Below are 26170 nucleotides of genomic sequence, written 5' to 3' on the forward strand. Positions count from 1 at the left end.
CGGCTCGGGCCCCTTGGCGATGACGCGCTGATCAGGTGATGTGGACGTTCTCGGTCTTGTCGCTCGTGATGTGGACGTTCTCGGTCTTGTCGCTCGTGACGTGGACGTTCTCGGTCTTGTCACTTGTGACGTGCACGTTGGCGAGCGCCGGCGATGCGGTGCCGGCGGAAACGGCGGCGGCGAGGAACACACCGGCCAGGAAACGCTTGCTGCGGGTCATGTCCAACTTCCTGGGTCGTGCGGGCTCTAGACAGGAAGATTCTGCTTGATCCCGAATGTCAGTTCGAAGCGGAATGCGGTACTTCGTCAGGTCTGGGCCGATTCACCAACGAGAGGGGGCCGGGCAGATGCCCGGCCCCCTCGTGATGGCGGTCCGATCGCGTTGCGCGCGGTCCCTGCCGGACGAATCCCCCCTGGTTCCGTCCGGAGTCCCCCGGGACCGTGTGCTCCCCCGTCGACCGGGCCCCCTGTGGATGGCACCGGCAGCTCCCCCGAAGTCGCCGCCGGTGCCGTCGTCCCCGTGGGGAGTGGTCTACTTGGCCGGCTCCGTGGTGACGTGGAGGTTGTCGGTCGAGGCGTCGCCGCCGTCGCCGAGGACCTTGTCCGCGATGGCGTCCGCCGGCTCCGAGGTGACGTGCAGGTTCTTGGTGCCGATCTGGTCCGCGTCGCCGCCGGTGACGTGCAGGTTGTTCGGCTTGACGGTCGGCTCGGTGGCGTCGATCTCGGCCATGGTGTTCCCCTCCTGGTGGATGGCGTGAGGTGCGGTGGGGAGCCCGTCCGGCTCGTTCCCCCGTGGACGGTCGGACGGGCTCCCAGTGGCCGCTCACCCTAGTGCGTAGGGGTGACAGCCTCTGCGGCGACCCGTCTGCCCCCCGACGCGACGGATCGTTGAGGACAACTCTGACGCGGGGCGATAAACGAATGATGAACGCCCGCCGGGGGACCGGGGATCAGGCCGCTGCCGCCGGGGAGAGCAGCCCTCTGACCTCGGCGGCTTCCGCCGCGCCCAGTTCCTCGTAGATGTCGAGCGCCTCCTGCCAGCAGACCTGGGCCCGCCCCGACTGGCCGATGGCGTCGAGCGCCCGGCCGAGCACGGTCAGCACATTGCCCCGCCGCCATTCGCCGCCGATGCCCCTCAGGACCGACAGGGCCTTCTCGGCTCCGGCGGCGGCGGCTCCGTACCGGCGGGCGGCGATGTCGACCTCGGCCAGGCGGAAGAGGGTCATGCCCTCCCACAGCCGCTGCCGGCTCTCCGCGAAGACGGTGAGGGCTTCGCGGAGTTGTTCGCCCGCGGCGTCGAGCTGTCCGTTCGCGGTGAGGGCGAGTCCGAGCGCGTATCGGCCGTTCGCCCCCTTCAGGGAGTGCCCCATTCCGTCGTACATGGCCGCACCCTGCTGTGCCATGCGGACGGCGTCCTCGCGCTGTCCGGCGGCCAGGCGGAGCCGGGAGAGGTTGCAGAGGGCGGACGCCTCGCCCGCCCGGTCGCCGACGCTGCGGAACTCGGCGATGGCCAGGGAGAAGTGGTGGTCCCCGTCGTGGTGCCGCCCCTGGTACAGGGCGACGGCGCCCCGCACGTTCAGCGCCCAGCACATGGGCAGGCGGTCGTCGACGGAGCCGGAGAGCTCGGTCACCTCCGCCGCCTCACGATCCGCCTGGTCGAAGCGGCCCTGGTAGTGGTGGACGTACGCCAGGGTGTTGGCCGCGCGGCCCTCCGCGCGGGTGTCGGCCGTCTTCGCCGCCGCTCCGCGGAGGACCGTCGCGACCGCCTCGTACTCCTTGGAGTTGGCGCCGGATTCGGCGAGGTCTAGGGAGGCCCAGAGGAGGTCTACGGCTCGGCGGAGGGTGGTGGGGGTGGTGGCGGACTGGCGGACGCAGGCGAGGAGGCAGTGGGACTCGGCGTAGAGCCAGTCCTGGGCGTCGTGGCGGTCGGTGAAGGACAGGCCCTCGTAGTCGGTGGGTTCGAGGTGGTCGACGAGGCGGTCGCCGGGGCGCTCGATGGCGTACACGCGGGCGGCCGTCGAGAGGTAGAAGTCGAGGAGGCGCGAGAGCGCGGCCTCCTTCTCCGTCGGCGGGTGCTCGTCGCGGTCGGCGCAGGCGCGGGCGTAGAGGCGGACCAGGTCGTGGTAGCGGTAGCGGCCGGGCGCGGCGGACTCCAGGAGGGAGGTGTCGACCAGCGCCTCCAGGAGGTCCTCGGCGTCCTGGAGCGGCAGGTCGAGCACGGCGGCGGCCGCCGCGAGCGAGATGTCGGGGCCGTCGGCGAGGCCGAGGAGGCGGAAGGCGCGGGCCTGGGCCGGCTCCAGCTGGCCGTAGCCCAGCTCGAAGGTCGCCTTGACCGCGAGGTCGCCCGCCTGGAGCTCGTCGAGGCGGCGCCGCTCGTCGGCCAGCTTCGCCGCGAGGACGGAGACCGTCCAGGTGCGGCGCGACGCCAGGCGCGAGGCGGCGATGCGGATCGCCAGGGGGAGGAAGCCGCAGGCCGCGACGACGTCGAGCGCGGCTTCGCGCTCGGCCTGTACGCGCTCCTCGCCGACGATCCGGGTGAAGAGCTGGAGCGCCTCCTCGGGGGACATCACGTCGAGGTCCACCAGGTGCGCGCCCGCGAGGTCGAGCATGCGGATGCGGCTGGTGACGAGCGCGGCGCAGCCGGCGGTGCCGGGGAGCAGGGGGCGGATCTGGGCGGCGTCGCGGGCGTTGTCGAGGAGGACGAGGACGCGGCGCCCGTCCAGCGTCGAGCGGTAGAGGGCCGCCCGGTCCGCCAGGGAGTCGGGGATGGCCGAGTCGGGGGTGCCGAGGGCGCGGAGGAAGGACCCGAGGACGGTCTCCGGCGCCGCCGCGCTGGCTCCGGCGCCCTGGAGGTCGACGTACAGCTGCCCGTCGGGGAAGTGCGGGCGCGCCTCGTGGGCCACGTGCACGGCGAGCGTCGTCTTGCCGACGCCGCCGATGCCCGCGAGCGCGGAGACGGCCATGACGGAGCCCTCGGCGGTCGAGAGCCGGGCCCCGAGCTCCCGTACGAAGGCGGCGCGGCCCGTGAAGTCGGGGACGGTCGCCGGGAGTTGGGCGGGGCGCGCGACGGGCGCGGCGGCCGGGGCCTGTTCCTCGACGGGGCGGGCCAGTTCGGCGTCGCCCTGGAGGATGCGCTGCTGGAGGCGGGCGAGTTCGGGGGTGGGGTCGACGCCGAGCTCGTCGGCGAGGAGGCGGCGGGTGTCGGCGTACACGGCGAGCGCCTCGGCCTGCCGTCCGCCGCGGTAGAGCGCGAGCATCAGCAGTTCGCGCAGCCGCTCGCGCAGCGGGTGGGCGGCGGTGAGCGCGGTGAGTTCGGAGACGGCCTCGGCGTGGGCGCCGATCTCCAGGTCGACGTCGAGGCGGGACTCCAGGAGGGTGAGCCGCCACTCCTCCAGGCGGGTCCGCTGCGCGTCGGCGTGTGGCCCGGGGACGGAGGCCAGGACCTCGCCGTCCCACAGGTCCAGCGCCTCGGCGAGCCGGGCCCTCGCGGCGGCCCGGTCGCCGCCCGCCCGCAGCTTCTCCGCCTCGGCGGCGAGTTCCCGGGCGCGGGTGAGGTCGAGCGCGGCGGTCTTGAGCGCGTACCCCCCGGACTCGCTGACCAGCACCTCGGCACCGAGGACCTTGCGGAGCCGGGACGCGTAGGTGCGGAGCGCGGCGAGCGCCTGCGAGGGCGGTTCCTCGCCCCACAGCGCGTCGATCAGCTCGGAGGCGGTGGCGGTCCGCCCGCCCCGCAGCAACAGCGCCGCGAGCAGCGCCCGCTGCTGCGGCGACCCGGTGGCCAACGCCTCCCCACCCCGCCACGCCCGCACGGGCCCAAGCACCCCGAACCGAAGCCCGCCTCCGCTGCCGGGTCCCGTCGAAGCCCCGGGTCCCGCCGTAGCCCCAGGTCCCCCCGCAGCCCCGGGTGTCGTAGGTGCCCCAGGTCCCCCCGTACCCCCAGTTCCCCCCACAGCCCCCGCTGCCCCGCGTCCCCCCGGCCGCTGTCGGGGTACGCCGACGTCCGCCCCGGCCTCGTTCCCGCCGGGGCCCTGCGCCGGGACGCGCGGTCCGTTGTCCTGCCCCATGGCTCCCCCTGCCCCTACCGGTGGTATCGCCCCGGACAGTCTGCCTTGTCCGGAGGGAGCGCGTCAGCATCGGGGCGACGTTGTGGGGGAGCTGTGACCGGGAGTGGCCGTCACGATAGCTGACGGTTCGTCAGATCAGCGCTACCGTGAAGGGCATGGAGACCCAGGAGACCTTCCCCAGGATCATCTCGGTGGACGACCACACCGTGGAGCCCCCGCACGTCTGGCGGGACCGGCTCCCGGCCCGGTACCACGACACCGGGCCGCGGATCGTCCGTGCGCCGCTGAAGGAGATGACCTTCCTCGGCGGCAAGTTCGCGCCCGTCATGGGCGCACCCGGCGACGAGGGCCCGATCGGCGACTGGTGGGTCTACGAGGACCTTCACCGTCCCCTCACCCGTCTCGACACGGCCGTCGGCTACGACCGGGACGAGATACGCCTCGAAGTCATCACCTACGAGCAGATGCGGCCGGGTTCCTTCTCCGTGCCCGACCGGCTCGCCGACATGGACGTCAACCACGTCCAGTCCGCGCTCTGCTTCCCGACCTTCCCGCGCTTCTGCGGCCAGACCTTCACCGAGGCGTCCGACCGCGAGCTGGGCCTGCTCTGCGTGCGCGCGTACAACGACTGGATGGTCGAGGAGTGGTGCGGGCCCGAGGCGCAGGGCCGGCTCATCCCGCTCACCCTCATCCCGCTGTGGGACCCGGAGCTGGCCGCCGCCGAGGTGCGGCGGAACGCCGCGCGCGGGGTCCGGGCCGTCGCCTTCTCCGAGATCCCGCCGCACCTGGGGCTGCCCTCGGTCCACACGGACCACTGGGACCCCTTCTTCCGCGCCTGCGACGAGACGGGCACGGTCATCGCCATGCACATCGGCTCGTCCAGCCGGATGCCGTCGACCTCGGCGGACGCCCCGCCGGCGGTCGGCTCCACGATCACCTTCGCCAACTGCTGCTTCTCGATGGTCGACTGGCTGATGAGCGGCAAGTTCGAGCGCTTCCCGAACCTGCGGATCATGTACGCGGAGGGGCAGATCGGCTGGATCCCGTACATCCTGGAGCGGGCGGACGTGGTGTGGGAGGAGAACCGCGCGTGGGGCGGGGTCGCCGACAAGGTCACCCGGCCGCCGTCGGAGCTCTTCGCCGGGCACGTCTTCGGCTGCTTCTTCGACGACGCCTTCGGGCTGCGCAACCTGGACGCGATCGGCGCGGCGAACGTCCTCTACGAGACGGACTACCCGCACTCCGACTCGACCTGGCCCAAGTCCAAGGAGGTCGGCGAGGCGCAGATGGGCCACCTGGCGCCGGACGTCGTCGACCGCATCGTCCGCGGCAACGCCATCGACCTCCTGGGCCTCACCCCGGAGGGCCTCTGGCGCCCGTGACGCGGGCGCGGGGCGGTGGCTCCCGGGTGGACCTCCGCCTCGCGCCGCCTACGGCAGGACGTCCCGGACGCCGTGCTCGCTCAGGTCGGGCGCGTGCCGGGCGACGGTCCGGTAGTCGTCATCGTCGTGGAGGACGGTCAACCCGTGGTGGGCCGCCGTGGCCGCGATGATCAGATCGACGGCCGAGGCGCTGCGGTGCTCCCCGGCCCTCGCCATCCGGCGCTGGACCGAGTCGATCCAGCGTCCGGCGTTCTTCGGCACCGCGACATCGGGGTAGAGGTCGGCGAACATCTCGGCGATCTCGTCGTACTCGCGGCCGTTCCGGGCGCTGTGCAGGAATTCGGCGCGCTGCGGGTAGCACGACGCGATCGCCTCGGCGTCGATCGCGTCGTGCCAGGCGGACTGGAGTGCCGGGTCGCTGAGAAGCCGGACGAGGCCGGAGGTGTCGAGGAGGTAGATCACCCTGCGTCCTTCTCGGCCCGATGACGCCGCTCGGCGTCCTCGACCGCCCCCCAGTGGCGGGCTCGCTCGAAGTGGCGCCCGATGCGCGCCGCGCGCTCCTGCCGGTCGGCGTAGAAGCGCAGGGCGAGGTTGACGGCCTCCTTCTTGGTCCGTGCCTTGGAGAGGTTCATGGCCCGCTCCAGCGCGTCCTCGTCTATGTCGATCTGGGTCACAGCCATGCCGAGTCCTCCATCCTGTGGGTCATGTACATAGAATTGTACGCCTTCCACATCGAGTCCGCACGGCGATACCGCACCCCCTTGCCTGATGGCCCGTCAGCCGCCAGCATGGCCCCGTCGCCGTAACTGACGAAGCGTCAGATGAGGGGGTCCCCATGGTGGTCTACGGGATGCAGCTGCCCGTCCAGTCCCAGTCCGCGATCTACGCCGAGCCCTGGGAGGCCGCCGCCGGGCCCGCCGACCTGCTCGCCGTCGCCCGCGCCGCCGACGCGCACGGCTTCGACTACGTCGCCTGCTGCGACCACGTGGCCATCCCGCGCCGGCTCGCCGCCGCGATGAGCACCGTCTGGTACGACCCGGTCGCCACGCTCTCCTTCCTGGCCGCCGCCACCGAGCGGGTCCGGCTGCTCTCGCACGTCGCCGTCGTCGGGCTGCGGCACCCGCTGGCCACGGCCAAGGCGTACGCGACCGTCGACCACCTCTCCGGCGGCCGGCTGGTCCTCGGGGTGGGCGCCGGGCACGTGCAGGAGGAGTTCGAGGCGGTCGGGGCGGACTTCGCGGGGCGCGGCGGGGTGCTCGACGAGACGGTCGACGCGCTGCGGGCGGCGCTCGGCCCGGAGGAGTACCCGGAGCACCTCGGGGAGCGGTTCGCCTTCAAGGACCTCGGGCAGCGGCCCCGGCCCGCGCAGGAGCGGGTCCCGGTCTGGGTGGGCGGCTCCTCGCCCGCGGCGGTGCGGCGGGCCGCGCTCAAGGGCGACGGCTGGCTGCCGCAGGGCGACCCCCGGGACGTGCTGGCGCGCCGGATCGGGCGGATCCGGCGGCTGCGCGAGGAGGCCGGGATCGCGAAGCCCTTCGTCTTCGGCGCGATCGCCGAGCCGCTGTACGTCGGCACCCCCGGCTGGGAGGTCGGGCGGCGCACGCTGGCCGGCCGGCCGGAGGAGCTGGCGGCCTCGCTCCGGGAGTACGGGGCGATGGGCGTCGGCCAGATCCAGGTGCGGTTCCGCAGCCGGAGCCGTACCGAACTCATCGACCAGATGGCGGCCTTCGGCTCGGAGGTCGCCCCCCACCTTCAGTGACCGGTAGGGAGTACGCGCATGGGCAAGCTGGACGGGCGGGTCGTGATCGTCACGGGCGCGGCGCGCGGGCAGGGCGAGCGGGAGGCGCGGCTCTTCGCCGCCGAGGGGGCGAGGGTCGTCCTCGCGGACGTGCTGGACGGCCCCGGGGAGGCCCTCGCCAAGGAGCTGGGGGAGGAGCGGGCCGCGTACGTCCACCTGGACGTGACCAGCGAGGAGGGGTGGACGGCCGCGGTGGCGGCGGCGAAGGAGCGGTTCGGGCGGATCGACGGCCTGGTGAACAACGCCGGCATCCTCCGCTTCAACGAACTGCTCTCGACCCCGCTGGAGGAGTTCCAGGCGATCGTCTCGGTCAACCAGACCGGCTGCTTCCTGGGGATCAGGGCCGTGGCGCCCGAGATCGCGGCGGCCGGCGGCGGCACGATCGTCAACACCGCCTCGTACACCGGGCTGACCGGGATGGCCGGGGTCGGCGCCTACGCGGCCTCCAAGCACGCGGTGCTCGGGCTGACCCGGGTGGCGGCGCTGGAGCTGGCCCCGAGGGGGATCCGGGTGAACGCGGTCTGTCCGGGCGCGATCGACACCGCCATGAGCAATCCGGAGGGGGTGGACCCGGCCGCCACCGGCGAGCTGTACCGCAAGCTGGTGCCGCTCGGCCGGATCGGCCGCCCGGAGGAGGTGGCGACCCTCGCCCTCTTCCTGACCTCGGACGACTCCTCGTACGTGACGGGCCAGCCGTTCGTCGTCGACGGCGGCTGGCTGGCCGGCGTCTCCCTCTTCTAGCCCCACCCGCAGGTGACCTGACGAGTCGTCAGGTATTGACACGACGCAGTGCATCCAAGAATCTGACGACACGTCAGAAACTCACGAGGACGGTGACTTCCGTGGAATTCGGGATCTTCGTACAGGGATACGTCGGCAAGCGCGCCGAGACCGATCCCGAAGCCGAGCACAAGGCCCTCATGGAGGAGACCGAGTACGTCATCCAGGCGGACAAGCACAACTTCAAGTACGCCTGGGCCTCCGAACACCACTTCCTGGAGGAGTACTCGCACCTCTCGGCCAACGACGTCTACCTGGGCTACCTCGCCCACGCCACCGAGCGCATCCACCTCGGCTCCGGCATCTTCAACCCGCTCGCCCAGGTCAACCACCCGGTGAAGGTCGCGGAGAAGGTCGCCATGCTCGACCACCTCTCCGGCGGCCGCTTCGAGTTCGGCTCCGGCCGCGGCGCCGGTTCCCACGAGATCCTCGGCTTCTTCCCGGGCATCACGGACATGAACCACACCAAGGAGATCTGGGAAGAGACCATCGCCGAGTTCCCCAAGATGTGGCTCCAGGAGGAGTACCAGGGCTTCCAGGGCAAGCACTGGTCCCTGCCGCCCCGCAAGATCCTCCCCAAGCCGTACGGCAAGTCCCACCCCGCCATGTGGTACGCCGCCGGCTCCCCGTCCTCCTACGCCATGGCCGGGAAGATGGGCCTCGGCGTCCTCGGCTTCAGCGTCCAGAAGGTCTCCGACATGGAGTGGGTCGTCGAGTCCTACAAGAACGCGGTCAAGGAGGCCAAGGCCGTCGGCGACTTCGTCAACGACAACGTCATGGTCACCTCCACCGCCATCTGCGCCGAGACCCACGACAAGGCCGTCGAGATCGCCGTCAACGGCGGCCTCAACTACCTCCAGTCGCTCCTCTTCCGCTACCACGACACCTTCCCCCGCCCCGAGGGCATCCCCGAGTGGCCCGAGCTGCTCCCCGAGTACTCGGCCGAGATCATCGAACTCCTCATCGCCGAGGAGCTGATGATCTGCGGAGACCCCTCCGAGGTCCTCGCCCAGTGCAAGCGCTGGGAGCAGGCCGGCGCCGACCAGCTCTCCTTCGGCCTCCCGATCGGGATCTCCTACGAGGACACGATGAACTCGATCCGGCTGATCGGCGAGCACGTGATCCCCGAGATCGACACCGACCCCGTCCACCGCACCACCCGCTTCCGCCAGGCGGCCGGCCAGTAGCGGACCCGAGCGCGGGCGTCGTCTTCCCGGACCGCCGCCCGCACTGCCCCGGCCGGAGCCCCCGCGGCGGCCCCGGTCCGGGGCGTACCCGCGTCCACGCCGCGTCCGCGCGCAGAGAGGCATGCCATGCTCGACCACCTGATCAAGGGCGCCACCGTCGTGGACGGCACCGGCGCCCCCGCCTTCACCGCCGACATCGGCATACGCGGCGACCGCATCGCCGTGATCGCCGAACCCGGCACCGTCGCCGAGCCCGCCACGACCACCGAGGACGCCACCGGACTCGTCCTCGCCCCCGGCTTCGTCGACCCCCACACCCACTACGACGCCCAGCTCTTCTGGGACCCGTACGCGACCCCCTCCATGAACCACGGCGTCACCACCGTCGCCGGCGGCAACTGCGGCTTCACCCTCGCCCCGCTCCACCCCGACCGGCCCGAGGACGCCGACTACACCCGCCGCATGATGTCCAAGGTCGAGGGCATGGCCCTCACCGCCCTCGAAGAGGGCGTCGACTGGAGCTGGTCCTCCTTCGCCGAGTACCTCGACGCCCTGGAGGGCCGGATCGCCGTCAACGCCGGCTTCATGGTCGGCCACTGCGCCCTGCGCCGGTACGTGATGGGCGAGGACGCCGTCGGCGGACAGCCCACCGACGAACAGCTCGCGCGGATGACCACCCTCCTCAAGGAGGCCATGGCCGCCGGCGCCTGGGGCCTGTCCACCACCCAGTCCTCCACCCACTCCGACGGCGACGGCGCCCCCGTCGCCTCCCGGCACGCCGCCCCCGCCGAGCTGATCGCCCTGTCGAAGGCCGTCGGCGAGCACGAGGGCACCCAGCTGGAGGCGATCCTCGCCGGCTGCCTCGACCAGTTCTCCGACGCCGAGATCGACCTCTTCGTCGAGATGACGGCCGCCGCCGGACGCCCCCTCAACTGGAACGTCCTCACCATCGACGCCGCCGTCCCCGAACGCGTCCCCCGCCAGCTCACCGCCTCCGAACGGGCCCGCAAGTCCGGCGGCCGGATCGTCGCCCTCACCATGCCGATCCTCACCCCCATGAACATGTCCCTCGGCACCTTCTGCGCCCTCAACCTCATCCCCGGCTGGGGCGAGATCCTGGGCCTGCCCGTGCCCGAGCGGATCGAGCGGCTCCGCGACCCGGACGTCCGCGCCGAGATGCTGCGCCGCGCCGACTCCAAGGAGGCCGGCGTCTTCCGGCGCCTCGCCCACTTCGGCCGGTACGTCATCGGCGACACGTACAGCCGGGAGAACGAGGGCCTGACCGGCCGGGTCGTGCAGGACATCGCCGCCGAACGCGGCCAGGACCCCTTCCAGTGCCTCGTCGAGATCTGCGCCAACGACGACCTCAGGACCGTCCTGTGGCCGATGCCGAGCGACAACGACCCGGCCTCCTGGGCGCTGCGCGCCGAGACCTGGCAGCACGAGGACGTCATGCTCGGCGGCTCCGACGCCGGCGCCCACCTGGACCGGATGTGCGGAGCCCCGTACACCACCCGCTTCCTCGGCGACTGCCTGCGCGGCCGGAAACTGGTGCCGCTGGAGCAGGCCGTGAAGATGCTCAGCGACGACCCGGCCCGCCTCTTCGGACTCCGCGAGCGCGGCCGGATCGCCGAGGGCTTCCACGCCGACCTCGTCCTCTTCGACCCCGACCGCATCGACGCCGGCCCCGCCACCCTCGTCCACGACCTCCCCGGCGACAGCCCCCGCCTGGACTCACGCGCGGTCGGCATCGTCTCCGTACGCGTCAACGGGGTCGAGACGATCAGGGACGACGAGGTCACCGGCGCGATCCCCGGCCGCGTCCTGCGCTCGGGCCGCGACACGAGGACGGTGGGCACCCGATGAGCGACATCACCGAGCGGCTGTACATAGGAGGGGAGTGGACCGAGCCCGACGGCGGTCACTACGAGGTGGTGAATCCGGCCACCGAGGAGCTCGTCGGGCTCGCACCCGAGGCGTCCCGGGCCCAGGTGTACGAGGCTGCCGCCGCCGCCCGCGACGCCTTCGGGGCCTGGTCCCGGACGAAGCCGGAGGAGCGGGCCGCGATCCTCGACCGGGCCGCCGCGATCATGGCCCGCGACGCCGACGCGCACACCGTGCTCGCCCGCGCCGAGACCGGCGCCACCACCGCCACGGCGCGCGGCATGCAGGTCGCCGTCGGGTCCTCCCGCTTCCGGCGGTACGCGAAGGGGGCCCTGGAACCGGTCGAGGAGGCGCTGCCGCCGCAGATCAACGAGGCCGGCCCGATGGGGCGGGCGGGCGTCTTCGGGGCGGTCGCGGTCCGCCGCCCGGTCGGCGTCGTCACCTGCATCACCTCGTACAACAACCCCTGGGCCAACCCGGCGGGCAAGATCGCCCCCGCGCTCGCCATGGGCAACACCGTCCTCGTGAAGCCGGCCCCGCAGGACCCGCTGTCGGTCTTCGCCATGGTCCGCGCCCTGGAGGAGGCCGGTGTCCCGCCGGGCGTCGTCAACCTGGTCACCGGCTCGGCGCCCGCCGTGGGCGAGGCGGCCGTCGACTCCCCGGACGTCGACATGGTCTCCTTCACCGGCTCCACCGCCGTCGGCCAGGCGATCGGCGAGGTCTGCGGCCGGTCGATGAAGCGGCAGCTGATGGAGCTCGGCGGCAAGGGCGCGGCGCTGGTCCTCGACGACGCCGACCTCGACTCGGCGGTCATGGGCATCGGGACGACCTTCTCCTTCTACAGCGGCCAGATCTGCACCGCCCCGACCCGGGTCCTCGCCCAGCGCGGGATCTACGAGCGGCTCGTCGAGAAGCTCGCCGCCTACACCGGCTACCTGACCGTGGGGGACCCGGCCGCGAAGGGCACGGTCGTCGGCCCGGTGATCTCGGCGGCCCACCGCGACCGGGTGGAGTCGTACGTGGAGCTGGGGCGCAAGGAGGGGGCGCGGGTCGTCGCCGGGGGAGTCCGGCCGGACCTGGAGCGCGGCTTCTACGTGGCGCCGACGCTGCTCGCCGACTGCACCAACGAGATGCGGGTGGTGCGGGAGGAGATCTTCGGCCCGGTCGTCGTGGTCGTCCCCTTCGACGACGAGGAGGAGGGGATCGCGCTCGCCAACGACAGCGACTACGGCCTGCTCGACTACGTGTGGTCGGGCGACGTCGCCCGCGCCTTCCGGATCGCCGCCCGGCTGCGGGCCGGCGGGGTCGGGATCAACACCATCGGCCGGAACATGGAGGCGCCCTTCGGCGGCTTCAAGAAGAGCGGGGTGGGGCGGGACGTCGGCTCGTACGCGCTCCACGCCTACAGCGAGCTCCAGGCGGTGGTCTGGCCCGGCTGAGAAGGCGGTGGTCTGGCCCGGCCGAGGAGGCGGTGGTCTGGCCCGGCCGAGGAGGCGGTGGTCCGGCCCGGCCGAGGCGGAAACCTCGTGCGGTGATCGCGCGGGAAAAACTCGTACGGGAAAATTTGGAACCGGACATTTCGGGCCTCGCTACGGTTCCCGCATATCGGACACCCGGCGGCCGACCTACCAGTTGGTCGGTCCGCCGGGTTGGTCGATCTTTCAATCATTGGCGAGGGTCGCCCTCGCCCTCGCAATGCAAGGCGATGATCGATCAAACGAGCGGAGTCCACTGCTCCGGATAAGGAAACCGCAGCATTTAACGTCCTGTTCATGACTCAGGTGGACGTACGGCCCCAGGCCGGAGACACGGTAAGGGGCGCCACCGCCCCGGGCGGCGCCCACGGCGTGCGCAAGAAGGGCCTCGGTGGCAACTCCGTCGGCCTCTTCGGCAACGCGGTGATCGGCATATCCACCGTCGCCCCGGTGTACTGCCTGACCTCCACCCTCGGCTCCACCGCCGGCGAGGTCGGCCTCCAGATGCCCGCCGTGTTCCTCGCGGGCTTCCTCCCGATGCTCCTCGTCGCCTTCGCGTACCGGGAGCTCAACCGGGCCATGCCCGACTGCGGCACCTCCTTCACGTGGACCGTGAAGGCGTTCGGCCCGAAGATCGGCTGGATGTGCGGCTGGGGCCTGGTGATCGCCACGATCATCGTGCTCTCCAACCTGGCCGGCGTCGCCACCTCGTACTTCTGGCTCCTGGCGGGCGAGATCACCGGCAGCGAGTCGATCGCCGCCCTGGACGGCAACAAGGCCGTCCACATCCTCACCTGCCTCGCCCTCATCGCCACCGCCACCGCGATCAGCTACCGCGGCATGACGGCCACCAAGGGCGTCCAGTACACCCTCGTCGCCCTCCAGCTCGTCGTCCTCGCCGTCTTCGTCGCCCTGGCCCTCTCCAAGGCCGGCTCCTTCGAGACCTCGGTCGACTTCTCCTGGTCCTGGATGAACCCCTTCGCGGTCCAGTCCTTCGCCGCCTTCACCGCGGGCCTCTCCCTCTCGATCTTCATGTACTGGGGCTGGGACGCCTGCATGGCGAGCAACGAGGAGACCGTCGGCAGCGACAAGACCCCCGGCCGCGCCGCGCTCGTCGCGATGGTCGTCCTGGTCGGCTCCTACCTCGCCACCGGCATCGCCGCGCAGATGGCCGTCGGCTCCGGCGAGGAGGGTCTCGGCCTCGCCAACCCGGAGACCTCCGACAACGTCTTCGCCGCCCTCGCCGGCCCGGTCATGGGCCCGGTCCTCGGCGTCTTCCTCTTCGTCGCCGTCCTGGCCTCCGCCGCCGCGAGCCTCCAGACCACGTTCATCCCGGTCGCCCGCACGGTCCTCGCCATGTCCACGTACGAGGCCCTGCCGAAGTCCTTCACCAAGGTCCACCCGGTCTTCAAGACCCCCGGCAAGGCCACCGTCGTCGCGGGTGTCGCCACCGGCGCCTTCTACACCGTGATGACCCTGGTCAGCGAGCACGTCCTGGTCGACACCATCTACGCGCTCGGCCTCATGATCTGCTTCTACTACGGGATCACCGCCTTCGCCTGCGTCTGGTACTTCCGCGCCGAGCTCTTCCGCTCCTTCCGCGACTTCGCCTTCAAGGGCCTCATGCCGGCCCTCGGCGGCACGATGCTCACGGCGGTCTTCGGCAAGACCCTCTACGACATGTGGGACCCGGCCTACGGCTCCGGCTCCGCCGTCTTCGGCGTCGGCTCCGTCTTCGTCATCGCCGTCGGCCTCCTCCTCCTCGGCGCCGTCATCATGCTGATCATGCAGCGCCGCAGCCCCGCCTTCTTCAAGGGTGAGGTCCTGACGAAGGAGACCCCGTCGCTGGTGGTCGCCGACTGACCGGGCGCACACGCACCTGAGTCACCGAGAACGCGAAGGCGACGGTCCCGTGGGGGGTACCGTCGCCTTCGTGCGCGGAGACGGGGATCGGCGTGATCGCCGTGGATCCGGCCTATACCTCCAGGTGGGGTGCGGAGCACTGGCAGAAGCGGTACCGCCATCTTCGTTCTTACGCGGCTGTGGTGTGGGTGAAGCCGAGGGAGGCGAGTCCTTCGGACTGGCACAGCCGGTCGGAGGGGCCGTCGACCTCGGTCTGGAGGAGTTGGTAGGCGGCTCCGTGGGTCTGGCCCCAGTGCATGGCGGCCCTCCAAAGAACGCGTCCGAGGCCCTGGCCACGGGCCTCAGGGAGGACCGCGAAGTATGGGGGCATGAGCTGGGGGCGGCCGATCGCGTCGGGCTGGATCTCCATGGGGCCGATCGCGCCCACGGCACGGCCTCCGATGGCGGCGCACAGGACCGGCCCGCACCGACCCGCCCTCATCCGGGAGTGGAGGAAGAACAGGCCGTCGCCCGCCATGGTCTCGGCGAACGGGGCGAAGGTCTCCTGTACGGCGACCGGCCAGTCGGTGACGGGGCGGACCGGACCGTCCGGAGCGGGACAGAGGTCTGCGGTGAAGTCCTTCAGTTGGATGCGGGTGCCCCGCGGGTCGGTGGTGCCGGGGCCGAGGGGGCGTACGATCCGGGCGGCGGCCGCGTCGTGCGTGGCCGCGAGCTTGGCGGCCAGCTCGGCGGCCTCGTCCACGTCGCCGGCGCGGAGCCCGTAGGCGAAGACCTTCACCGTGCCGCGTCCGCGCCGGGTCAAGGTGGGGACGAGGGTGTGGCCGGGCTGGTGGACCACGCTGTCGCGGAGGATCGTCTCGTCCTTCTCGCCGCCCCAGCGCCGGTCCTTGTCGTAGGGCAGGAAGCCCCCGGTGGCGGCCGCGCGCAGAACGTCCTCGAAGAGGTCGACGGTCAGGGCGTCGGGATGGACGGGGCCGAGGGTCGGCACGACCGGCGCGGTCAGTTGGGGCCGGAGCCAGTCCCAGCGGAAGAACATGGCGGCACCCTAGCGGTGGTCCGGGCCGGCCCGGACCACCGCAAGGGCGGGTCGGTCAGTGGGGGTTGTCGTCACCGGCGTCGCAGGAGCACTCCGCGCTCTCCACGACGTCGTCCAGGTCCATGACGGCGGTCACCGAGAGGACGGCGACGGGCGGGGCGGCGCGGCGGGCCGAGGCCGGTGGGCCGGGGAGGATGGTCACCGGTACGGGCGGGGTCATGAGGCGGTCTCCTTGTCTCCGTGCTGGCAGTAGCTGTGCAGCGGCGCCTTGGCCTCCTGGTAGTGCTTGGCCAGGGGGCGGCAGACCCGGCAGGTGCCGGACAGGGCGCAGCCCTCGCACCCACCGGTGCGAAGCATGAGGCGGTCGGCGATGGCGCCGAGCCGGGTGAGGCCGTCGATGCCTTCGGCCATGAGGTCGATCTGGTCGTCGCGCCCGACCTTGCAGATCGACACCTTGGCGTGCGGGTCGGCGTGGAAGAACGTGTGTCCTGCGTTGCAGCCGGCGAACGGCTTGCGCTGTCGCAGATGGGCTGCGGACTGGGCGAGCAGCGGCTCACCGCCGCCGTAGATCGTGGGCGTCATGTTCGTGTACGCGTGGTTCTCGACGTTCCACTCGTCGGCGAGGGCGGCCATCTCGTCGGCCTCGGAGGCGTTGTCCTCGGTCACCACGACGTTGATGCGCAGCGGCAGGCCAGCCTCACGTGCGGCGTCCATGCCGCGCCGGAACGCCTTCCACGCCCCGCGGCGCTGGGTGAGCGTGTCGAAGGACTCCTCGCTCGCCCCGTACATGCTGACCACCAGCCGGTACGGCGGGCAGTCCCGGAAGAGCTTGAGGAGATCCGGCCGCCAGAGCAGCGAGCCGTTGGTGGAGATGGTGAGCATCATCCCGGCCTGCCAGGCATACCGGTAGGCCCTCTGAAAGTGGGGGTCCATGGTGGGCTCGCCGCCGGTGATCTGGAGCCACAGGACGCCGGCCTCGCGCATGATGTCCAGCAGCCGCACCTTGTCGTCCCAGCTGAGGCCGGAGAAGGGTCGCTCGCCGAGGTAGCAGTGCTTGCAGCCGAAGTTGCAGCCGAGGTTGATCTCCCAGGACGCCCGGCAGTAGCCGTACGGGGACGGCTCGCGCACCAGCACCGTGCCCTGCGCGGATCGGCTGCCCAAGTCCAGGTCCCACACCCCGGCGGCGGTCTGCACCGCCCAGGCGGGAAGCGACTCACCGGCGGCGGCAGCCTGGCGCAGGCCCTCGAAGTGGGCGGCTGAGATTCGGGCGCCGGCTCGTGCTCCCGGCTTGAGGAGGAGATGTCCGTCGAGGAACGGGGAGGCGATCAGAGCGTGGGCCATCGGTGGCCCTCCTTCCGGATCACGGAGCGGGACAGCACGCGGAACTCCTGGCGGCCGATGCGGCAGTGGATCTCGCCCAAGCCGTTGCAGGTGCCGCAGGTGTGGCCGGACGAGTTGGCGCCGCTGCCACCGCAGTCCCCGCACTGTTCGTTGCGAGGCGAGCGAGGGCGCCGGGGCTTGTGCGGGCTCGCGATCAGCTGGTGCACGCGACCTCCTCCATGGCGTCTTCCCAGGTGTGCTGTTTGGCGTGGTCGGCGAACAGACAGCAGCCCTCGCCGTCGGGCTCCGGGCCGGCCACCGGGCAGTCCGGCAGCACGACGAGTTCCGTCTCGTCCGTCCCGTGCCAGCGGAGCCACAGCGCGGTCCCGTACGTGCCGGCGTCGGTGAGGAGACCGAAGTGCTCACCGTCGTCGTGCGTGGACAGTTGGCACTGCACCGCCCTGTCGATGCACTTCGCGGCCGACTTCTCCCTTGCTTCCCGCGCCAGGTCGAGGGGCACCCGGCGCCAGTGCGCGCACCGCATCACGACACCATCCGGAAGGTAGCGACGGCATTCCGTTCCCGCGTCGCGCACCGGGGGCAGACGCACGGCGGGTAGCGGCCCGGGTTCTCCGGAACCACCGGGTCCTCGCCCACCCGTACCTCTGTACGAGGCCCCCACGTCTGCCCGGAGTCGCGGGAGACCCGTAACGTCATCCGTACGTCGTCCTGTCCGTTCTCCATGGCCAGGAGCATCGCGATTCGCGGGACCGGTCAGAAAGGCCAAGCGGATTACCCAACTTGGGTAGCATCACCCTCGGTTGACCAAGCGCAGCGATCCGTAGTCCTCATGCCGGAGCGTGCCCGATGCCCGAGCCATCTCGCTCGAAGGAACTCCCGGTCAGCCTGCTCACGGACCCAGTGATGATCGAGGCATGCCAGGCCAGAGACTTCGGCCGCATCTTTCAGCTGGTCAAGGCACGAGCAGGCATCTATCCGTCGATGGTCGCGCGTCGCTGCGACCTGACCCCTAGCCGCGTGGGCGAGGTGATCGCCGGACGGCGGCAGCTGCTGCACATGGACGTGATCGAACGGATCTCTGACGGGCTGCGCATCCCCGGACGCATGCTCGGACTTGCCCGACGCTCCTGGGAGACGCCGCCCAGCCTGACGGTCACGCCGCGCGAACCGGCCGAGGTGCCGGTCTCGGTCGTCGAGCCGCTGGTCGCCGGACTACCGGGGGCGGACGTCGACAGCATCCTCGCCCTGGCGGCCGAGCGGGATCTCAGCGCGTCGACTCTGGACGCTCTGCACTCGTCGATCGCGGACTACTGGCGCCGGGACGACGAGCACGGCGGCGAGACCTTACGGCCGGCGGTCGTCGGCCAGCTCCGCTACGTCGTCGATCTCCTCAAGGAGCAGCGTCCGGACCCTCTCCGGGACGGCCTGCGCAGCATCGCGGCCGAGCTGGCCCGGCTCACCGGGTGGACCTACTTCGACGCCCGCCAGTACAACCAAGCACGCGCCTACTTCACCGAATCGCTCAGCCTGGCCAAGGCAGTCGACGACCGCCAGTTCATGGCCAACGTCCTCGCCTGCATGAGCCTCCAGGCCACCTACCAGGACAAGCCCGGCGACGCCCTCGCGTTCGTCACGGCCGCCCAGGACCAGGCCCGAACGGCCGCAGGGACGACACCGCGTGTGCTGGCCATGCTCGCGATGCGTGAAGCCTTCGCCCACGCCACCCTCGGCAACCACGGCGCGACCCACACCGCGATCTCGGAAGCGCACACCCACTTCGGGCGGATCAGCACCGGTGATCCGGAGCCGGCCTGGGTCGCCTACTTCGACGAGACGAAGCTGATCGTGGACACCGGTATCGCGCACGGCCGCCTGGGCGAAGCCGCCCTCGCCGAACCCCTCATCGCGGACGCCCTCCGCCGAGAACACCAGTCGAACCACCGAGGCCGCGCCTTCCACGCCTTGTGGCTCGCCCGCACGCAGCTCCAGCGCGGCAGACTCGACGAGGCGTGCCACACGGCAATGGACGCCCTCGCCCCGGCAGCGGCCGTCAGCTCGCAACGAGTCGCCGGCCACCTCCGGGAGTTCTACGAGGAGTTGGAGCCCTTCCGCCGTGAACCGGCCGCGGTGGCCTTCGAGTCCCGGCTCCGGGAGGTACTGCCCCGCCAGGTCAGCGGATCGTCTCGTCCATGAGGACGTAGAGCAGTCCGACCAGGGAGCCGCTGCTGACGATCTCGCGGCGGTCGATCATGGCCCGCACGTCGGCCAGCGGGATCCACTCGATCCGGTCCGACTCGTTCTTCTCGGTCGGCGGACCCTCGTACGTCGCCCCGTCGGCCCGGAAGACGTGGTGCTGGGAGTCGGTGATGCCGTTGGCCGGCTCGGCGTAGATCAGCGGCTTGACCGGACCGGGGCGCCAGCCGGTCTCCTCCAGCACCTCCCGGGCCGCGGCTTCCGCCGGACTCTCGCCCTCCTCGACCAGTCCCATGGGCAGCTCCCACGCCCACGCGTTCGTGATGAAGCGGTGCCGCCACATCATCAGCACCTCGCGCCGCTCGTTGACGACGGCGGCCACGGCGAGGTGCCGGAGCTTGACGACGTGGTGCTCCCAGCGGTTCCCGTCCGGCGTCTCGACGTCGGTGAGCCACAGGTTCACCCAGCTGTTCTCGTAGATCGGACGTTCCCCGTGGATCTTCCACTGCATCGCTGCGGCCCCTCTCGATCGACCTTCAGCATCGCAGAACGAGGGTGGAAGGCAGCGCGGTTCGCCGAATTAGCGTCGATCTGACGAATAAAAGGCGGCGCTTCCTGTGGCTGACGCATGCTCCACAGGAAGCGCCGGAGGGCTTTCTTACTCGGCTCCGCTAGCTGCGTCCGGGCAGCAGCTTGTTCACGGTCTGGTTGGCGGCGGGGAGGTCGGACCCCTGGGCGGGGAGGGGCTTGGGGTTCAGGACGCCGCTGAGGGGGACGACCGACGGGAGGTTCATGCCGGCCGTGTCGGCGGCGGCGGTGCCGGCGGAGGCGAGGCCCCCGGTGGCGGCGAAGGCGGTCAGGGCGGCGGCGGTGAGGAGCTTCTTCATGCCCGCTCCAACGGGGGGCGGGCGCGGGCGGTTACGACCGGATCCCTACCATCGCGCCATGGACGAGGAGAGCGGCTGGTCCCTGCGGGCGGGCCGGGCGGAGGACGTCGAGCCGGTCGCCGAGCTGCGGGCGGTCGTCCTGCGCGACGACCTGGAGCGGCTCGGGCGGTACGACGAGCACCGGGTCCGGCAGCGGCTGCGGGACGGGTTCTCGCCCGCGTACACCTCGATCGTCGAGACCGCCGGCGGGGACCTCGCCGGCTGCGTCACGCTCCGCCTCGACGCCCGCGGCGACGGCTTCCACCTGGAGCACTTCTACCTCTCCCCGGACGTCCAGGGGCGGGGCTGGGGCACGGAGGTCCTGCGCCGCCTCCTGGACCGCGCCGACGCGGCGCCCGCCCCCGTCCGCCTCACCGTCCTCCAGGGCAGCCCGGCCCGCCGCCTCTACGACCGGGTCGGCTTCACCATCGAGTCCGAGGACCCGGTCGACGTGCGGATGGTGCGGTTCCCGCCTCCGCCTCCGCGATGAGGGCGGTCGCGACCGTGCGGAAGGCGAGACGGGCGTAGGGGCGTTCCGGGTCGGCTTCCGAGGGCCGTCAGGAAGACCAGCCCCGTCCCGCGCGCCCGGGCCGCAGGATCACCCGCGGTGCTCCGCTCCCCTGCGAGCCGCCGCGGGGACGACGTACGGCCCCCCCGTACGCTCCCCGCACGCCCCCCCCGTGTCGTACCCCTCGGAAAGCACGGCCGGAGCCCCTACCGTGCCCTCATGCGGATCTCGACCACGATCTTCCTGACCGACGAGACCATCTCGCCCGTGCGGCTCGCCCGCGAGCTGGAGGGGCGCGGCTTCGCCGGGCTGTACCTGCCCGAGCACACCCACATCCCCGTCTCCCGGGACACGCCCTACCCGGGCGGCGGGGAGCTGCCGCGCGAGTACGCGCGGACCCTGGACGCCTTCGTCGCGCTCGCGCAGGCCGCCGCCGTCACCGAGCGGCTCGGGCTCGGGACCGGCATCACGCTGCTCGCGCAGCACGATCCGATCGCGCTGGCCAAGCAGATCGCGACCCTCGACCACCTCTCCGGCGGCCGCCTCACCCTCGGCCTCGGGTACGGCTGGAACCGCGAGGAGGCCGCCGACCACGGCGTCGCCTGGTCCACCCGCCGGGAGCTCGTCCGCGACCGCCTGGCGCTGATGCGCGCCCTGTGGGCGCCGGAGCCGACGGCGTACGAGGGGGAGTCCGGCTTCTCCGTGCGCGCCTCCGAGGTCTGGCCGAAGCCGGCAGGCGGGGCCCCGCGGATCCTGCTGGGCGGCGCCGCGGGACCGAAGCTGTTCGCGGCCGTCGCCGGCCAGACCGACGGCTGGATGCCGATCGGCGGCCGCGGCCTCTCCGACTCCCTGCCGGTCCTCCGCGCCGAGTGGGAGCGCGCGGGCCGCGACCCGAAGGCCCTCCACATCGTCCCCTACGCCGTCCTCCCCACCCCCGGCAAACTCGCCCACTACGCCGAACTCGGCTGCGAGGAGACCGTCCTCCAACTCCCCCCGTCCACCGAGTCCGAGGTCCTCCGCGTCCTCGACACGTACGCGCCGTACCTGACGTGACGGCGCTGTGTCGGGCTCCGATTGACTTCTGAATACATTCCGAAGTAGTGTCGGGGTATGGCGACCCCCACTGTGCCTTTCTCGGAGCTGTCCAGAAACTCGAAGCAGGTCGCGGAACGGCTGGACCGGCTGCGTCGCATGCGCATCACGCGACGGGACGGGCAGGATCTGTGCCTGACGACGCTCTCCTACGAGCAGGAGCGGGAGGAGACGGCCGATGTCACGGCGCGACTCCTCGCCTCCCTGCTTGCCGCCGACGACGGCGTGCGGGTGATAGGGCGCGCCCTGCCGTCGGTCTTCCCCTGGGTGCGTCATCTTTCCGCGGAGGAGGTTCGCGAGTTCGTCGGGGACCTGGTCGACGCGACGCATGACGCGGCTCAGCTGGATGTGCACGCCACCCTCCACCGCACGATCGCGGAGTGGAGGGCGACGGCCAGAGTGCTCGCCGACCCCGCGCTCACGGCGGAGTTGACCCGGCCGCTCCCGGCCGAGGATCACGGAGAGGTGACCGCTCCGTGACGCCGAAGCGAGGCGACGACGTCGCCCCGCCCTCGGTCGGCGAGGAATGGCACCTCCGGTTCGCCACGAACGAGGCGGCCAAAGGCTGGTGCGAACTGGTCGCGTCGGCGCCGGTGAACGCCCGCCGGTGCTTCGACGACCTGCGCGGGGACCCGCTCCGCCGGGACAACCCGAACCGGCAGCACCGGCTGCGGGGGCGGCTGTCCACCCGCGCCCACGGAAGGCGCGTGCTGCCTCAGTGGGAGTACGAGGTCACCTCGGGCGGACGCGTTCGCTACCTCGTCGACGAGGAGTGCCGGACGGTGTACTTCGTGTACGCCTCTCCCCGGCATCCGAAGGACACCGAGTAGCGGCCGACCTGAGGCGGGCGGGCCCCTCCGGCGGCCGCCGCTCGTATGCTCGGGGTATGACGGACCAGCAGGCCGGCGAGCGGGCCGAGCAGCAGAGCGGTGGACAGGCCGCGCCCCCGACCAGGAACGCGATGCGCCGGGCGCTGCGGCGGGCGCGGGACGGCGTCGCGCTCGACGTCGGCGAGGCGGCGGTGCTGCTCCGGGCGCGCGGCGAGGACCTGGCGGAACTGGTGGGCGTCGCGGGGCGGGTCCGGGACGCGGGGCTCGAAGCGGCCGGGCGGCCGGGGGTGATCACGTACTCGAAGAGCGTGTTCATACCCCTCACGCGGCTCTGCCGGGACAAGTGCCACTACTGCACCTTCGTCACCGTGCCCGGCAAGCTGCGGCGCGAGGGCCACGGCATGTTCCTGTCGCCGGACGAGGTCCTGGACATCGCGCGCAAGGGCGCCGCACTCGGCTGCAAGGAAGCGCTGATCACGCTCGGCGACAAGCCGGAGGACCGGTGGCCCGAGGCGCGCGAGTGGCTGGACGCGCACGGCTACGACGACACCCTCGCCTACGTACGGGCGATGTCGGTGCGGATCCTCGAGGAGACCGGCCTCCTGCCGCACCTCAACCCGGGCGTCATGTCGTGGACGGACTTCCAGCGGCTGAAGCCGGTCGCCCCCTCGATGGGCATGATGCTGGAGACCACCGCCACCCGCCTGTGGTCCGAGCCCGGCGGCCCGCACTTCGGCTCCCCGGACAAGGAACCGGCCGTGCGGCTGCGGGTCCTGGAGGACGCCGGACGCTCCTCCGTCCCCTTCACCTCGGGGCTCCTCCTCGGCATCGGGGAGACGTACGAGGAGCGGGCGGAGTCGCTCTTCGCGCTGCGCCGCGTCGCCCGCGCCTACCACGGCATCCAGGAACTGATCATCCAGAACTTCCGGGCCAAGCCGGACACGGCCATGCGCTCGATGCCCGACGCCGAACTCGACGACCTGGTCGCCGCCGTCGCCGTCGCCCGCCTCATCATGGGCCCGTCCGCCTGCCTCCAGGCGCCGCCGAACCTGGTGGACGCCGAGTACGAGCGGCTGATCGCGGCCGGCATCGACGACTGGGGCGGGGTCTCCCCGCTCACCATCGACCACGTCAACCCCGAGCGCCCCTGGCCCCGGATCGACGAGCTCGCCGAGCGCTCCGCCGCCGCCGGCTTCGAGCTGCGCGAACGGCTCTGCGTCTACCCGGAGTTCGTGCGCCGCGGCGAGCCCTGGCTCGATCCGCGGATCATGCCGCACGTCCGCGCCCTCGCCGACCCGGAGACCGGCCTCGCGAACCCGGACGCGGTGGTGCGCGGCCTGCCGTGGCAGGAGCCGGACGAGACCTTCACGGCCTCGGGCCGTACCGACCTCTTCACGACCATCGACTCCGAGGGCCGCACGAGCGACCGGCGCGACGACTTCGACGACGTGTACGGCGACTGGGAGGCCCTGCGGGAGGCCGCCGCGCCCGGCATGGTGCCCGACGCGGTCCCCGAGCGGATCGACGCCGACGTGCGGGAGGCGCTGGCCGTCGCCGCCGACGACCCGACGAAGCTGACCGACCCGCAGGCCCTGGCGCTGCTGCACGCCGACGGCCCGGCGCTCGACGCGCTGTGCGCGGTCGCGGACGACGTGCGGAAGTCGGTCTCCGGCGACGAGGTGACGTACATCGTCACCAGGAACATCAACTTCACCAACGTCTGCTACACCGGCTGCCGCTTCTGCGCCTTCGCCCAGCGCCGCACCGACGCCGACGCGTACACCCTCTCCCTCGACCAGGTCGCCGACCGCGCGCAGCAGGCGTGGGACGTCGGCGCGGTGGAGGTCTGCATGCAGGGCGGCATCCACCCCGACCTGCCCGGCACGGCCTACTTCGACATCGCGCGGGCGGTGAAGGAGCGCGTCCCCGGCATGCACGTGCACGCCTTCTCCCCGATGGAGGTCGTCAACGGCGCGACCCGCACCGGCCTGTCGATCCGCGAGTGGCTGACCGCCGCGAAGGAGGCCGGGCTCGACTCGATCCCCGGCACGGCCGCCGAGATCCTCGACGACGAGGTCCGCTGGGTGCTGACCAAGGGCAAGCTGCCCACCGCCACCTGGATCGAGGTGATCACCACCGCGCACGAGCTGGGCCTGCGGTCGAGCTCGACGATGATGTACGGGCACGTCGACCAGCCCCGCCACTGGCTCGGCCACCTCCGCACGCTGGCCTCGATCCAGCGGCGGACGGGCGGCTTCACGGAGTTCGTCACGCTCCCCTTCATCCACACCAACGCGCCCGTCTACCTCGCGGGCATCGCCCGCCCCGGCCCGACGATCCGCGACAACCGCGCGGTGACGGCGATGGCCCGCCTCCTGCTCCACCCGCACATCCCCAACATCCAGACCAGTTGGGTGAAGCTGGGCACGGAGGGCGCGGCGGAGATGCTCCGCTCCGGCGCCAACGACCTCGGCGGGACCCTGATGGAGGAGACCATCTCCCGGATGGCGGGGTCGAGTTACGGCTCGTACCGCTCCATCCGCGACCTGGAGGCCATCGCGGAGGCGGCGGGCCGCCCGTCCCGCCCCCGGACGACCCTCTACGGCGAGGTCCCGGCCGAGCGGCAGGCCGCCGCCCGCGCCTCGGACGGGCACCTGCCGGAGCTGCTGCCGGTGATCGAGGGCTGAGCCCGCTCAGCCGACGAGCAGCCGCCGCTTGAGGGACTTCAGCTCGTGGGCGTCGAGGTCGACGCCCTCGCGGAGGTAGGCGCGGAAGGAGCCGAAGTCCTTGCCGACCTGCTCGAAGGAGGCGTTGAGGTACTGCGGGCGGACGTCCAGGAGCGGCTTGTAGACGGCGGCCTGGGCGGGCGGGAGGTGGGAGAGGATGGCCTCGTTGGCGGCGGCCCGGTAGGTGTTGCTGGCGAGGTAGTCGGCCATGACCGTCTCCTCGGGGACGCCGAGGGCGGTGAGGAGCGCGGCCTCGGCCCAGCCGGTGCGGTCCTTGCCGGCCGTGCAGTGGAAGAGGACGCCGCCGCCATCGGCCAGCTCGTCCAGGACGGTGGCGTACGCGGCCTGCGCCGTGTCCCCGCTCACCATGAAGCGGTTGCCCTCCACCATCATCGCCTCGGCCTCCGCCGGGGACTTCGGCATCGCGGTGAAGGTGCCGCTGCCCGCCAGGACGTCGGCGACGACGTGCGTCGCGCCCGCCGGGACGCGGTCGGGGGCGGCGGCCCGCTCGGACTCCATCCGCAGGTCGAGGACGGTGCGCAGGCCGAGGCGGCGCAGCTTGGCGAGGTCGGCGTCGGTGAGCTTGTCGAGCGCGTCGGAGCGGTAGACCTCGCCCATCCGCACCCACTGCCCGTCACGGGTGCGGAACCCGCCCGCGTCCCGGAGGTTGGCCGTGCCCTGGAGCCGTATCAGGCGGTCGGCGAGGCGGAGCGACGCACCCCGGTCGGGCACGAGCTCGAACCAGTGCCGGTCGGCCCCCGCCCGCGTCGGCACGGTCACCGTCCCGGACGCGCCGCCGCGCGCGACGGTACGCCCCTCGGAGCGGATGGTCACCCGGTGCGTGCCGGGCGCGTCCCAGGAGATGGTGGAGGTGCCGTCGGGGTGGTCGGTGACGCTCGCGGCGGTGAAGGGGACGCGGTGCGCGTGGTGACCGGGGGAGTGCGCCGGGGCGTGCGCGGAGGCGGCCGGAGTGCCGAGGCCGACCAGGAGGGCGGCGGCGAGCGCGGCGGAGGAGTACTTGACTCGTGTCACGGGGGTCATGCGGCGGATGGTTCAGGCCAACGGCGAACCTCGGGTGAACTGTGGTC

Annotated in this window: 26 protein-coding genes; 13 read left to right on the top strand and 13 right to left on the bottom strand. The window is 72.0% G+C overall.

The window, feature by feature from the left end:
- Positions 1–31 precede the first annotated feature (31 nt).
- From ACFXMG_RS26805 to ACFXMG_RS26815, 3 genes are all read right to left on the bottom strand, one after another.
- Complete coding sequence (locus ACFXMG_RS26805) at positions 32–220, bottom strand: hypothetical protein (RefSeq protein ID WP_383817284.1); 189 nt, start codon at positions 218–220, stop codon at positions 32–34.
- A 312-nt stretch (positions 221–532) separates the two neighbouring features.
- On the bottom strand, positions 533–730 hold the full coding sequence (locus ACFXMG_RS26810; RefSeq protein WP_383817286.1) for a hypothetical protein: 198 nt from the start codon (positions 728–730) through the stop codon (positions 533–535).
- 220 nt (positions 731–950) lie between these two features.
- Positions 951–4064, bottom strand: coding sequence for a BTAD domain-containing putative transcriptional regulator (locus tag ACFXMG_RS26815; RefSeq protein ID WP_383817287.1), 3114 nt, complete (start codon positions 4062–4064; stop codon positions 951–953).
- Positions 4065–4219: 155 nt separating this feature from the next.
- Here ACFXMG_RS26815 and ACFXMG_RS26820 point away from each other — a divergent pair, with 155 nt between their 5' ends.
- Positions 4220–5446, top strand: a complete 1227-nt coding sequence (locus ACFXMG_RS26820) for an amidohydrolase family protein (protein WP_383817289.1) — start codon at positions 4220–4222, stop codon at positions 5444–5446.
- 48 nt (positions 5447–5494) lie between these two features.
- Here ACFXMG_RS26820 and ACFXMG_RS26825 read toward each other — a convergent pair whose 3' ends face one another.
- Positions 5495–5908, bottom strand: coding sequence for a PIN domain-containing protein (locus ACFXMG_RS26825; RefSeq protein WP_383817291.1), 414 nt, complete (start codon positions 5906–5908; stop codon positions 5495–5497).
- On the bottom strand, positions 5905–6126 hold the full coding sequence (locus ACFXMG_RS26830) for a type II toxin-antitoxin system VapB family antitoxin (protein WP_383817294.1): 222 nt from the start codon (positions 6124–6126) through the stop codon (positions 5905–5907). The genes ACFXMG_RS26825 and ACFXMG_RS26830 overlap by 4 nt, the downstream gene beginning before the upstream one ends.
- Positions 6127–6281: 155 nt before the next feature.
- On the opposite strand from ACFXMG_RS26830, the gene ACFXMG_RS26835 reads away from it, so the two are divergent.
- The 6 genes from ACFXMG_RS26835 (at position 6282) to ACFXMG_RS26860 (ending at position 14430) form a co-directional block, all read left to right on the top strand.
- Positions 6282–7202 carry a TIGR03619 family F420-dependent LLM class oxidoreductase gene (locus tag ACFXMG_RS26835; RefSeq protein ID WP_383817296.1) on the top strand — a complete coding sequence of 307 codons (921 nt, stop codon included), beginning with the start codon at positions 6282–6284 and terminating at the stop codon, positions 7200–7202.
- A gap of 18 nt (positions 7203–7220) precedes the next feature.
- Positions 7221–7982: an SDR family NAD(P)-dependent oxidoreductase gene (locus ACFXMG_RS26840; protein WP_383817299.1), complete on the top strand. Its 762-nt coding sequence runs from the start codon at positions 7221–7223 to the stop codon at positions 7980–7982.
- Between the two features lie 101 nt (positions 7983–8083).
- The gene (locus ACFXMG_RS26845; RefSeq protein WP_383817302.1) at positions 8084–9208 is read left to right on the top strand and encodes an LLM class flavin-dependent oxidoreductase; all 1125 of its coding nucleotides are present in this window, start codon (positions 8084–8086) and stop codon (positions 9206–9208) included.
- A 126-nt stretch (positions 9209–9334) separates the two neighbouring features.
- Positions 9335–11074, top strand: a complete 1740-nt coding sequence (locus ACFXMG_RS26850; protein ID WP_383817305.1) for an amidohydrolase family protein — start codon at positions 9335–9337, stop codon at positions 11072–11074.
- Positions 11071–12531 carry an aldehyde dehydrogenase family protein gene (locus ACFXMG_RS26855; RefSeq protein WP_383817308.1) on the top strand — a complete coding sequence of 487 codons (1461 nt, stop codon included), beginning with the start codon at positions 11071–11073 and terminating at the stop codon, positions 12529–12531. The genes ACFXMG_RS26850 and ACFXMG_RS26855 overlap by 4 nt, the downstream gene beginning before the upstream one ends.
- A 333-nt stretch (positions 12532–12864) precedes the next feature.
- Entirely contained in the window at positions 12865–14430 is a 1566-nt protein-coding gene (locus tag ACFXMG_RS26860) for an APC family permease (protein ID WP_383817311.1), read from the top strand.
- 169 nt (positions 14431–14599) lie between these two features.
- Here the strand turns inward: ACFXMG_RS26860 and ACFXMG_RS26865 are convergent, their stop codons facing one another.
- The 5 genes from ACFXMG_RS26865 to ACFXMG_RS26885 are packed head-to-tail and all read right to left on the bottom strand — an operon-like array spanning position 14600 to position 17330.
- Positions 14600–15466, bottom strand: coding sequence for a GNAT family N-acetyltransferase (locus tag ACFXMG_RS26865; RefSeq protein ID WP_383817313.1), 867 nt, complete (start codon positions 15464–15466; stop codon positions 14600–14602).
- A gap of 55 nt (positions 15467–15521) precedes the next feature.
- Complete coding sequence (locus ACFXMG_RS26870; protein ID WP_383817316.1) at positions 15522–15686, bottom strand: hypothetical protein; 165 nt, start codon at positions 15684–15686, stop codon at positions 15522–15524.
- Positions 15683–16807, bottom strand: coding sequence for a radical SAM protein (locus tag ACFXMG_RS26875; RefSeq protein ID WP_383817319.1), 1125 nt, complete (start codon positions 16805–16807; stop codon positions 15683–15685). Before ACFXMG_RS26875 ends, ACFXMG_RS26870 begins: the two co-directional genes overlap by 4 nt.
- On the bottom strand, positions 16792–17013 hold the full coding sequence (locus tag ACFXMG_RS26880; protein ID WP_383817322.1) for a hypothetical protein: 222 nt from the start codon (positions 17011–17013) through the stop codon (positions 16792–16794). The genes ACFXMG_RS26875 and ACFXMG_RS26880 overlap by 16 nt, the downstream gene beginning before the upstream one ends.
- Positions 17001–17330, bottom strand: coding sequence for a hypothetical protein (locus ACFXMG_RS26885; protein WP_383817325.1), 330 nt, complete (start codon positions 17328–17330; stop codon positions 17001–17003). The genes ACFXMG_RS26880 and ACFXMG_RS26885 overlap by 13 nt, the downstream gene beginning before the upstream one ends.
- Before the next feature lie 323 nt (positions 17331–17653).
- Here ACFXMG_RS26885 and ACFXMG_RS26890 point away from each other — a divergent pair, with 323 nt between their 5' ends.
- Positions 17654–19000 carry a hypothetical protein gene (locus tag ACFXMG_RS26890; protein WP_383817328.1) on the top strand — a complete coding sequence of 449 codons (1347 nt, stop codon included), beginning with the start codon at positions 17654–17656 and terminating at the stop codon, positions 18998–19000.
- Here the strand turns inward: ACFXMG_RS26890 and ACFXMG_RS26895 are convergent.
- The gene (locus ACFXMG_RS26895; protein WP_383817331.1) at positions 18978–19511 is read right to left on the bottom strand and encodes an NUDIX hydrolase; all 534 of its coding nucleotides are present in this window, start codon (positions 19509–19511) and stop codon (positions 18978–18980) included. The genes ACFXMG_RS26890 and ACFXMG_RS26895 overlap by 23 nt on opposite strands.
- A 160-nt stretch (positions 19512–19671) precedes the next feature.
- A complete protein-coding gene (locus ACFXMG_RS26900; RefSeq protein ID WP_383817334.1) occupies positions 19672–19887 on the bottom strand; it encodes a hypothetical protein in 216 nt (71 codons plus the stop codon).
- 58 nt (positions 19888–19945) lie between these two features.
- Between ACFXMG_RS26900 and ACFXMG_RS26905 the strand changes: the two genes are divergently transcribed.
- The 5 genes from ACFXMG_RS26905 (at position 19946) to ACFXMG_RS26925 (ending at position 25043) form a co-directional block, all read left to right on the top strand.
- Positions 19946–20416 (top strand): GNAT family N-acetyltransferase, encoded by a 471-nt coding sequence (locus tag ACFXMG_RS26905; RefSeq protein WP_383817336.1) that lies wholly within the window; start codon positions 19946–19948, stop codon positions 20414–20416.
- A 237-nt stretch (positions 20417–20653) separates the two neighbouring features.
- On the top strand, positions 20654–21487 hold the full coding sequence (locus ACFXMG_RS26910) for a TIGR03619 family F420-dependent LLM class oxidoreductase (protein WP_383817339.1): 834 nt from the start codon (positions 20654–20656) through the stop codon (positions 21485–21487).
- Positions 21488–21544: 57 nt separating this feature from the next.
- Positions 21545–22006, top strand: a complete 462-nt coding sequence (locus ACFXMG_RS26915; protein ID WP_383817341.1) for a prevent-host-death family protein — start codon at positions 21545–21547, stop codon at positions 22004–22006.
- Positions 22003–22356, top strand: coding sequence for a hypothetical protein (locus tag ACFXMG_RS26920; RefSeq protein ID WP_383817344.1), 354 nt, complete (start codon positions 22003–22005; stop codon positions 22354–22356). Before ACFXMG_RS26915 ends, ACFXMG_RS26920 begins: the two co-directional genes overlap by 4 nt.
- 56 nt (positions 22357–22412) lie before the next feature.
- Complete coding sequence (locus ACFXMG_RS26925) at positions 22413–25043, top strand: bifunctional FO biosynthesis protein CofGH (RefSeq protein WP_383817346.1); 2631 nt, start codon at positions 22413–22415, stop codon at positions 25041–25043.
- 6 nt (positions 25044–25049) lie between these two features.
- On the opposite strand, the gene ACFXMG_RS26930 is transcribed toward ACFXMG_RS26925, so the two are convergent.
- Positions 25050–26123, bottom strand: a complete 1074-nt coding sequence (locus ACFXMG_RS26930) for a tyrosine-protein phosphatase (RefSeq protein WP_383817349.1) — start codon at positions 26121–26123, stop codon at positions 25050–25052.
- Positions 26124–26170: the final 47 nt, after the last annotated feature.

The organism is Streptomyces sp. NPDC059201 (assembly GCF_042754585.1).
Lineage (GTDB): Bacteria > Actinomycetota > Actinomycetes > Streptomycetales > Streptomycetaceae > Streptomyces.

Excerpts from the sequence above, each read along its gene's own strand:
- ACFXMG_RS26870 (WP_383817316.1), bottom strand. The coding sequence starts at position 15,686 with ATGACCCCGCCCGTACCGGTGACCATCCTCCCCGGCCCACCGGCCTCG.
- ACFXMG_RS26885 (WP_383817325.1), bottom strand. The coding sequence starts at position 17,330 with ATGCGGTGCGCGCACTGGCGCCGGGTGCCCCTCGACCTGGCGCGGGAA.
- ACFXMG_RS26910 (WP_383817339.1), top strand. The coding sequence starts at position 20,654 with ATGCGGATCTCGACCACGATCTTCCTGACCGACGAGACCATCTCGCCC.
- ACFXMG_RS26815 (WP_383817287.1), bottom strand. The coding sequence starts at position 4,064 with ATGGGGCAGGACAACGGACCGCGCGTCCCGGCGCAGGGCCCCGGCGGG.
- ACFXMG_RS26905 (WP_383817336.1), top strand. The coding sequence starts at position 19,946 with ATGGACGAGGAGAGCGGCTGGTCCCTGCGGGCGGGCCGGGCGGAGGAC.
- ACFXMG_RS26930 (WP_383817349.1), bottom strand. The coding sequence starts at position 26,123 with ATGACCCCCGTGACACGAGTCAAGTACTCCTCCGCCGCGCTCGCCGCC.
- ACFXMG_RS26865 (WP_383817313.1), bottom strand. The coding sequence starts at position 15,466 with ATGTTCTTCCGCTGGGACTGGCTCCGGCCCCAACTGACCGCGCCGGTC.
- ACFXMG_RS26840 (WP_383817299.1), top strand. The coding sequence starts at position 7,221 with ATGGGCAAGCTGGACGGGCGGGTCGTGATCGTCACGGGCGCGGCGCGC.
- ACFXMG_RS26810 (WP_383817286.1), bottom strand. The coding sequence starts at position 730 with ATGGCCGAGATCGACGCCACCGAGCCGACCGTCAAGCCGAACAACCTG.
- ACFXMG_RS26925 (WP_383817346.1), top strand. The coding sequence starts at position 22,413 with ATGACGGACCAGCAGGCCGGCGAGCGGGCCGAGCAGCAGAGCGGTGGA.
- ACFXMG_RS26915 (WP_383817341.1), top strand. The coding sequence starts at position 21,545 with ATGGCGACCCCCACTGTGCCTTTCTCGGAGCTGTCCAGAAACTCGAAG.
- ACFXMG_RS26835 (WP_383817296.1), top strand. The coding sequence starts at position 6,282 with ATGGTGGTCTACGGGATGCAGCTGCCCGTCCAGTCCCAGTCCGCGATC.
- ACFXMG_RS26875 (WP_383817319.1), bottom strand. The coding sequence starts at position 16,807 with ATGGCCCACGCTCTGATCGCCTCCCCGTTCCTCGACGGACATCTCCTC.
- ACFXMG_RS26850 (WP_383817305.1), top strand. The coding sequence starts at position 9,335 with ATGCTCGACCACCTGATCAAGGGCGCCACCGTCGTGGACGGCACCGGC.
- ACFXMG_RS26805 (WP_383817284.1), bottom strand. The coding sequence starts at position 220 with ATGACCCGCAGCAAGCGTTTCCTGGCCGGTGTGTTCCTCGCCGCCGCC.
- ACFXMG_RS26855 (WP_383817308.1), top strand. The coding sequence starts at position 11,071 with ATGAGCGACATCACCGAGCGGCTGTACATAGGAGGGGAGTGGACCGAG.
- ACFXMG_RS26830 (WP_383817294.1), bottom strand. The coding sequence starts at position 6,126 with ATGGCTGTGACCCAGATCGACATAGACGAGGACGCGCTGGAGCGGGCC.
- ACFXMG_RS26900 (WP_383817334.1), bottom strand. The coding sequence starts at position 19,887 with ATGAAGAAGCTCCTCACCGCCGCCGCCCTGACCGCCTTCGCCGCCACC.
- ACFXMG_RS26820 (WP_383817289.1), top strand. The coding sequence starts at position 4,220 with ATGGAGACCCAGGAGACCTTCCCCAGGATCATCTCGGTGGACGACCAC.
- ACFXMG_RS26895 (WP_383817331.1), bottom strand. The coding sequence starts at position 19,511 with ATGCAGTGGAAGATCCACGGGGAACGTCCGATCTACGAGAACAGCTGG.
- ACFXMG_RS26890 (WP_383817328.1), top strand. The coding sequence starts at position 17,654 with ATGCCCGAGCCATCTCGCTCGAAGGAACTCCCGGTCAGCCTGCTCACG.
- ACFXMG_RS26860 (WP_383817311.1), top strand. The coding sequence starts at position 12,865 with ATGACTCAGGTGGACGTACGGCCCCAGGCCGGAGACACGGTAAGGGGC.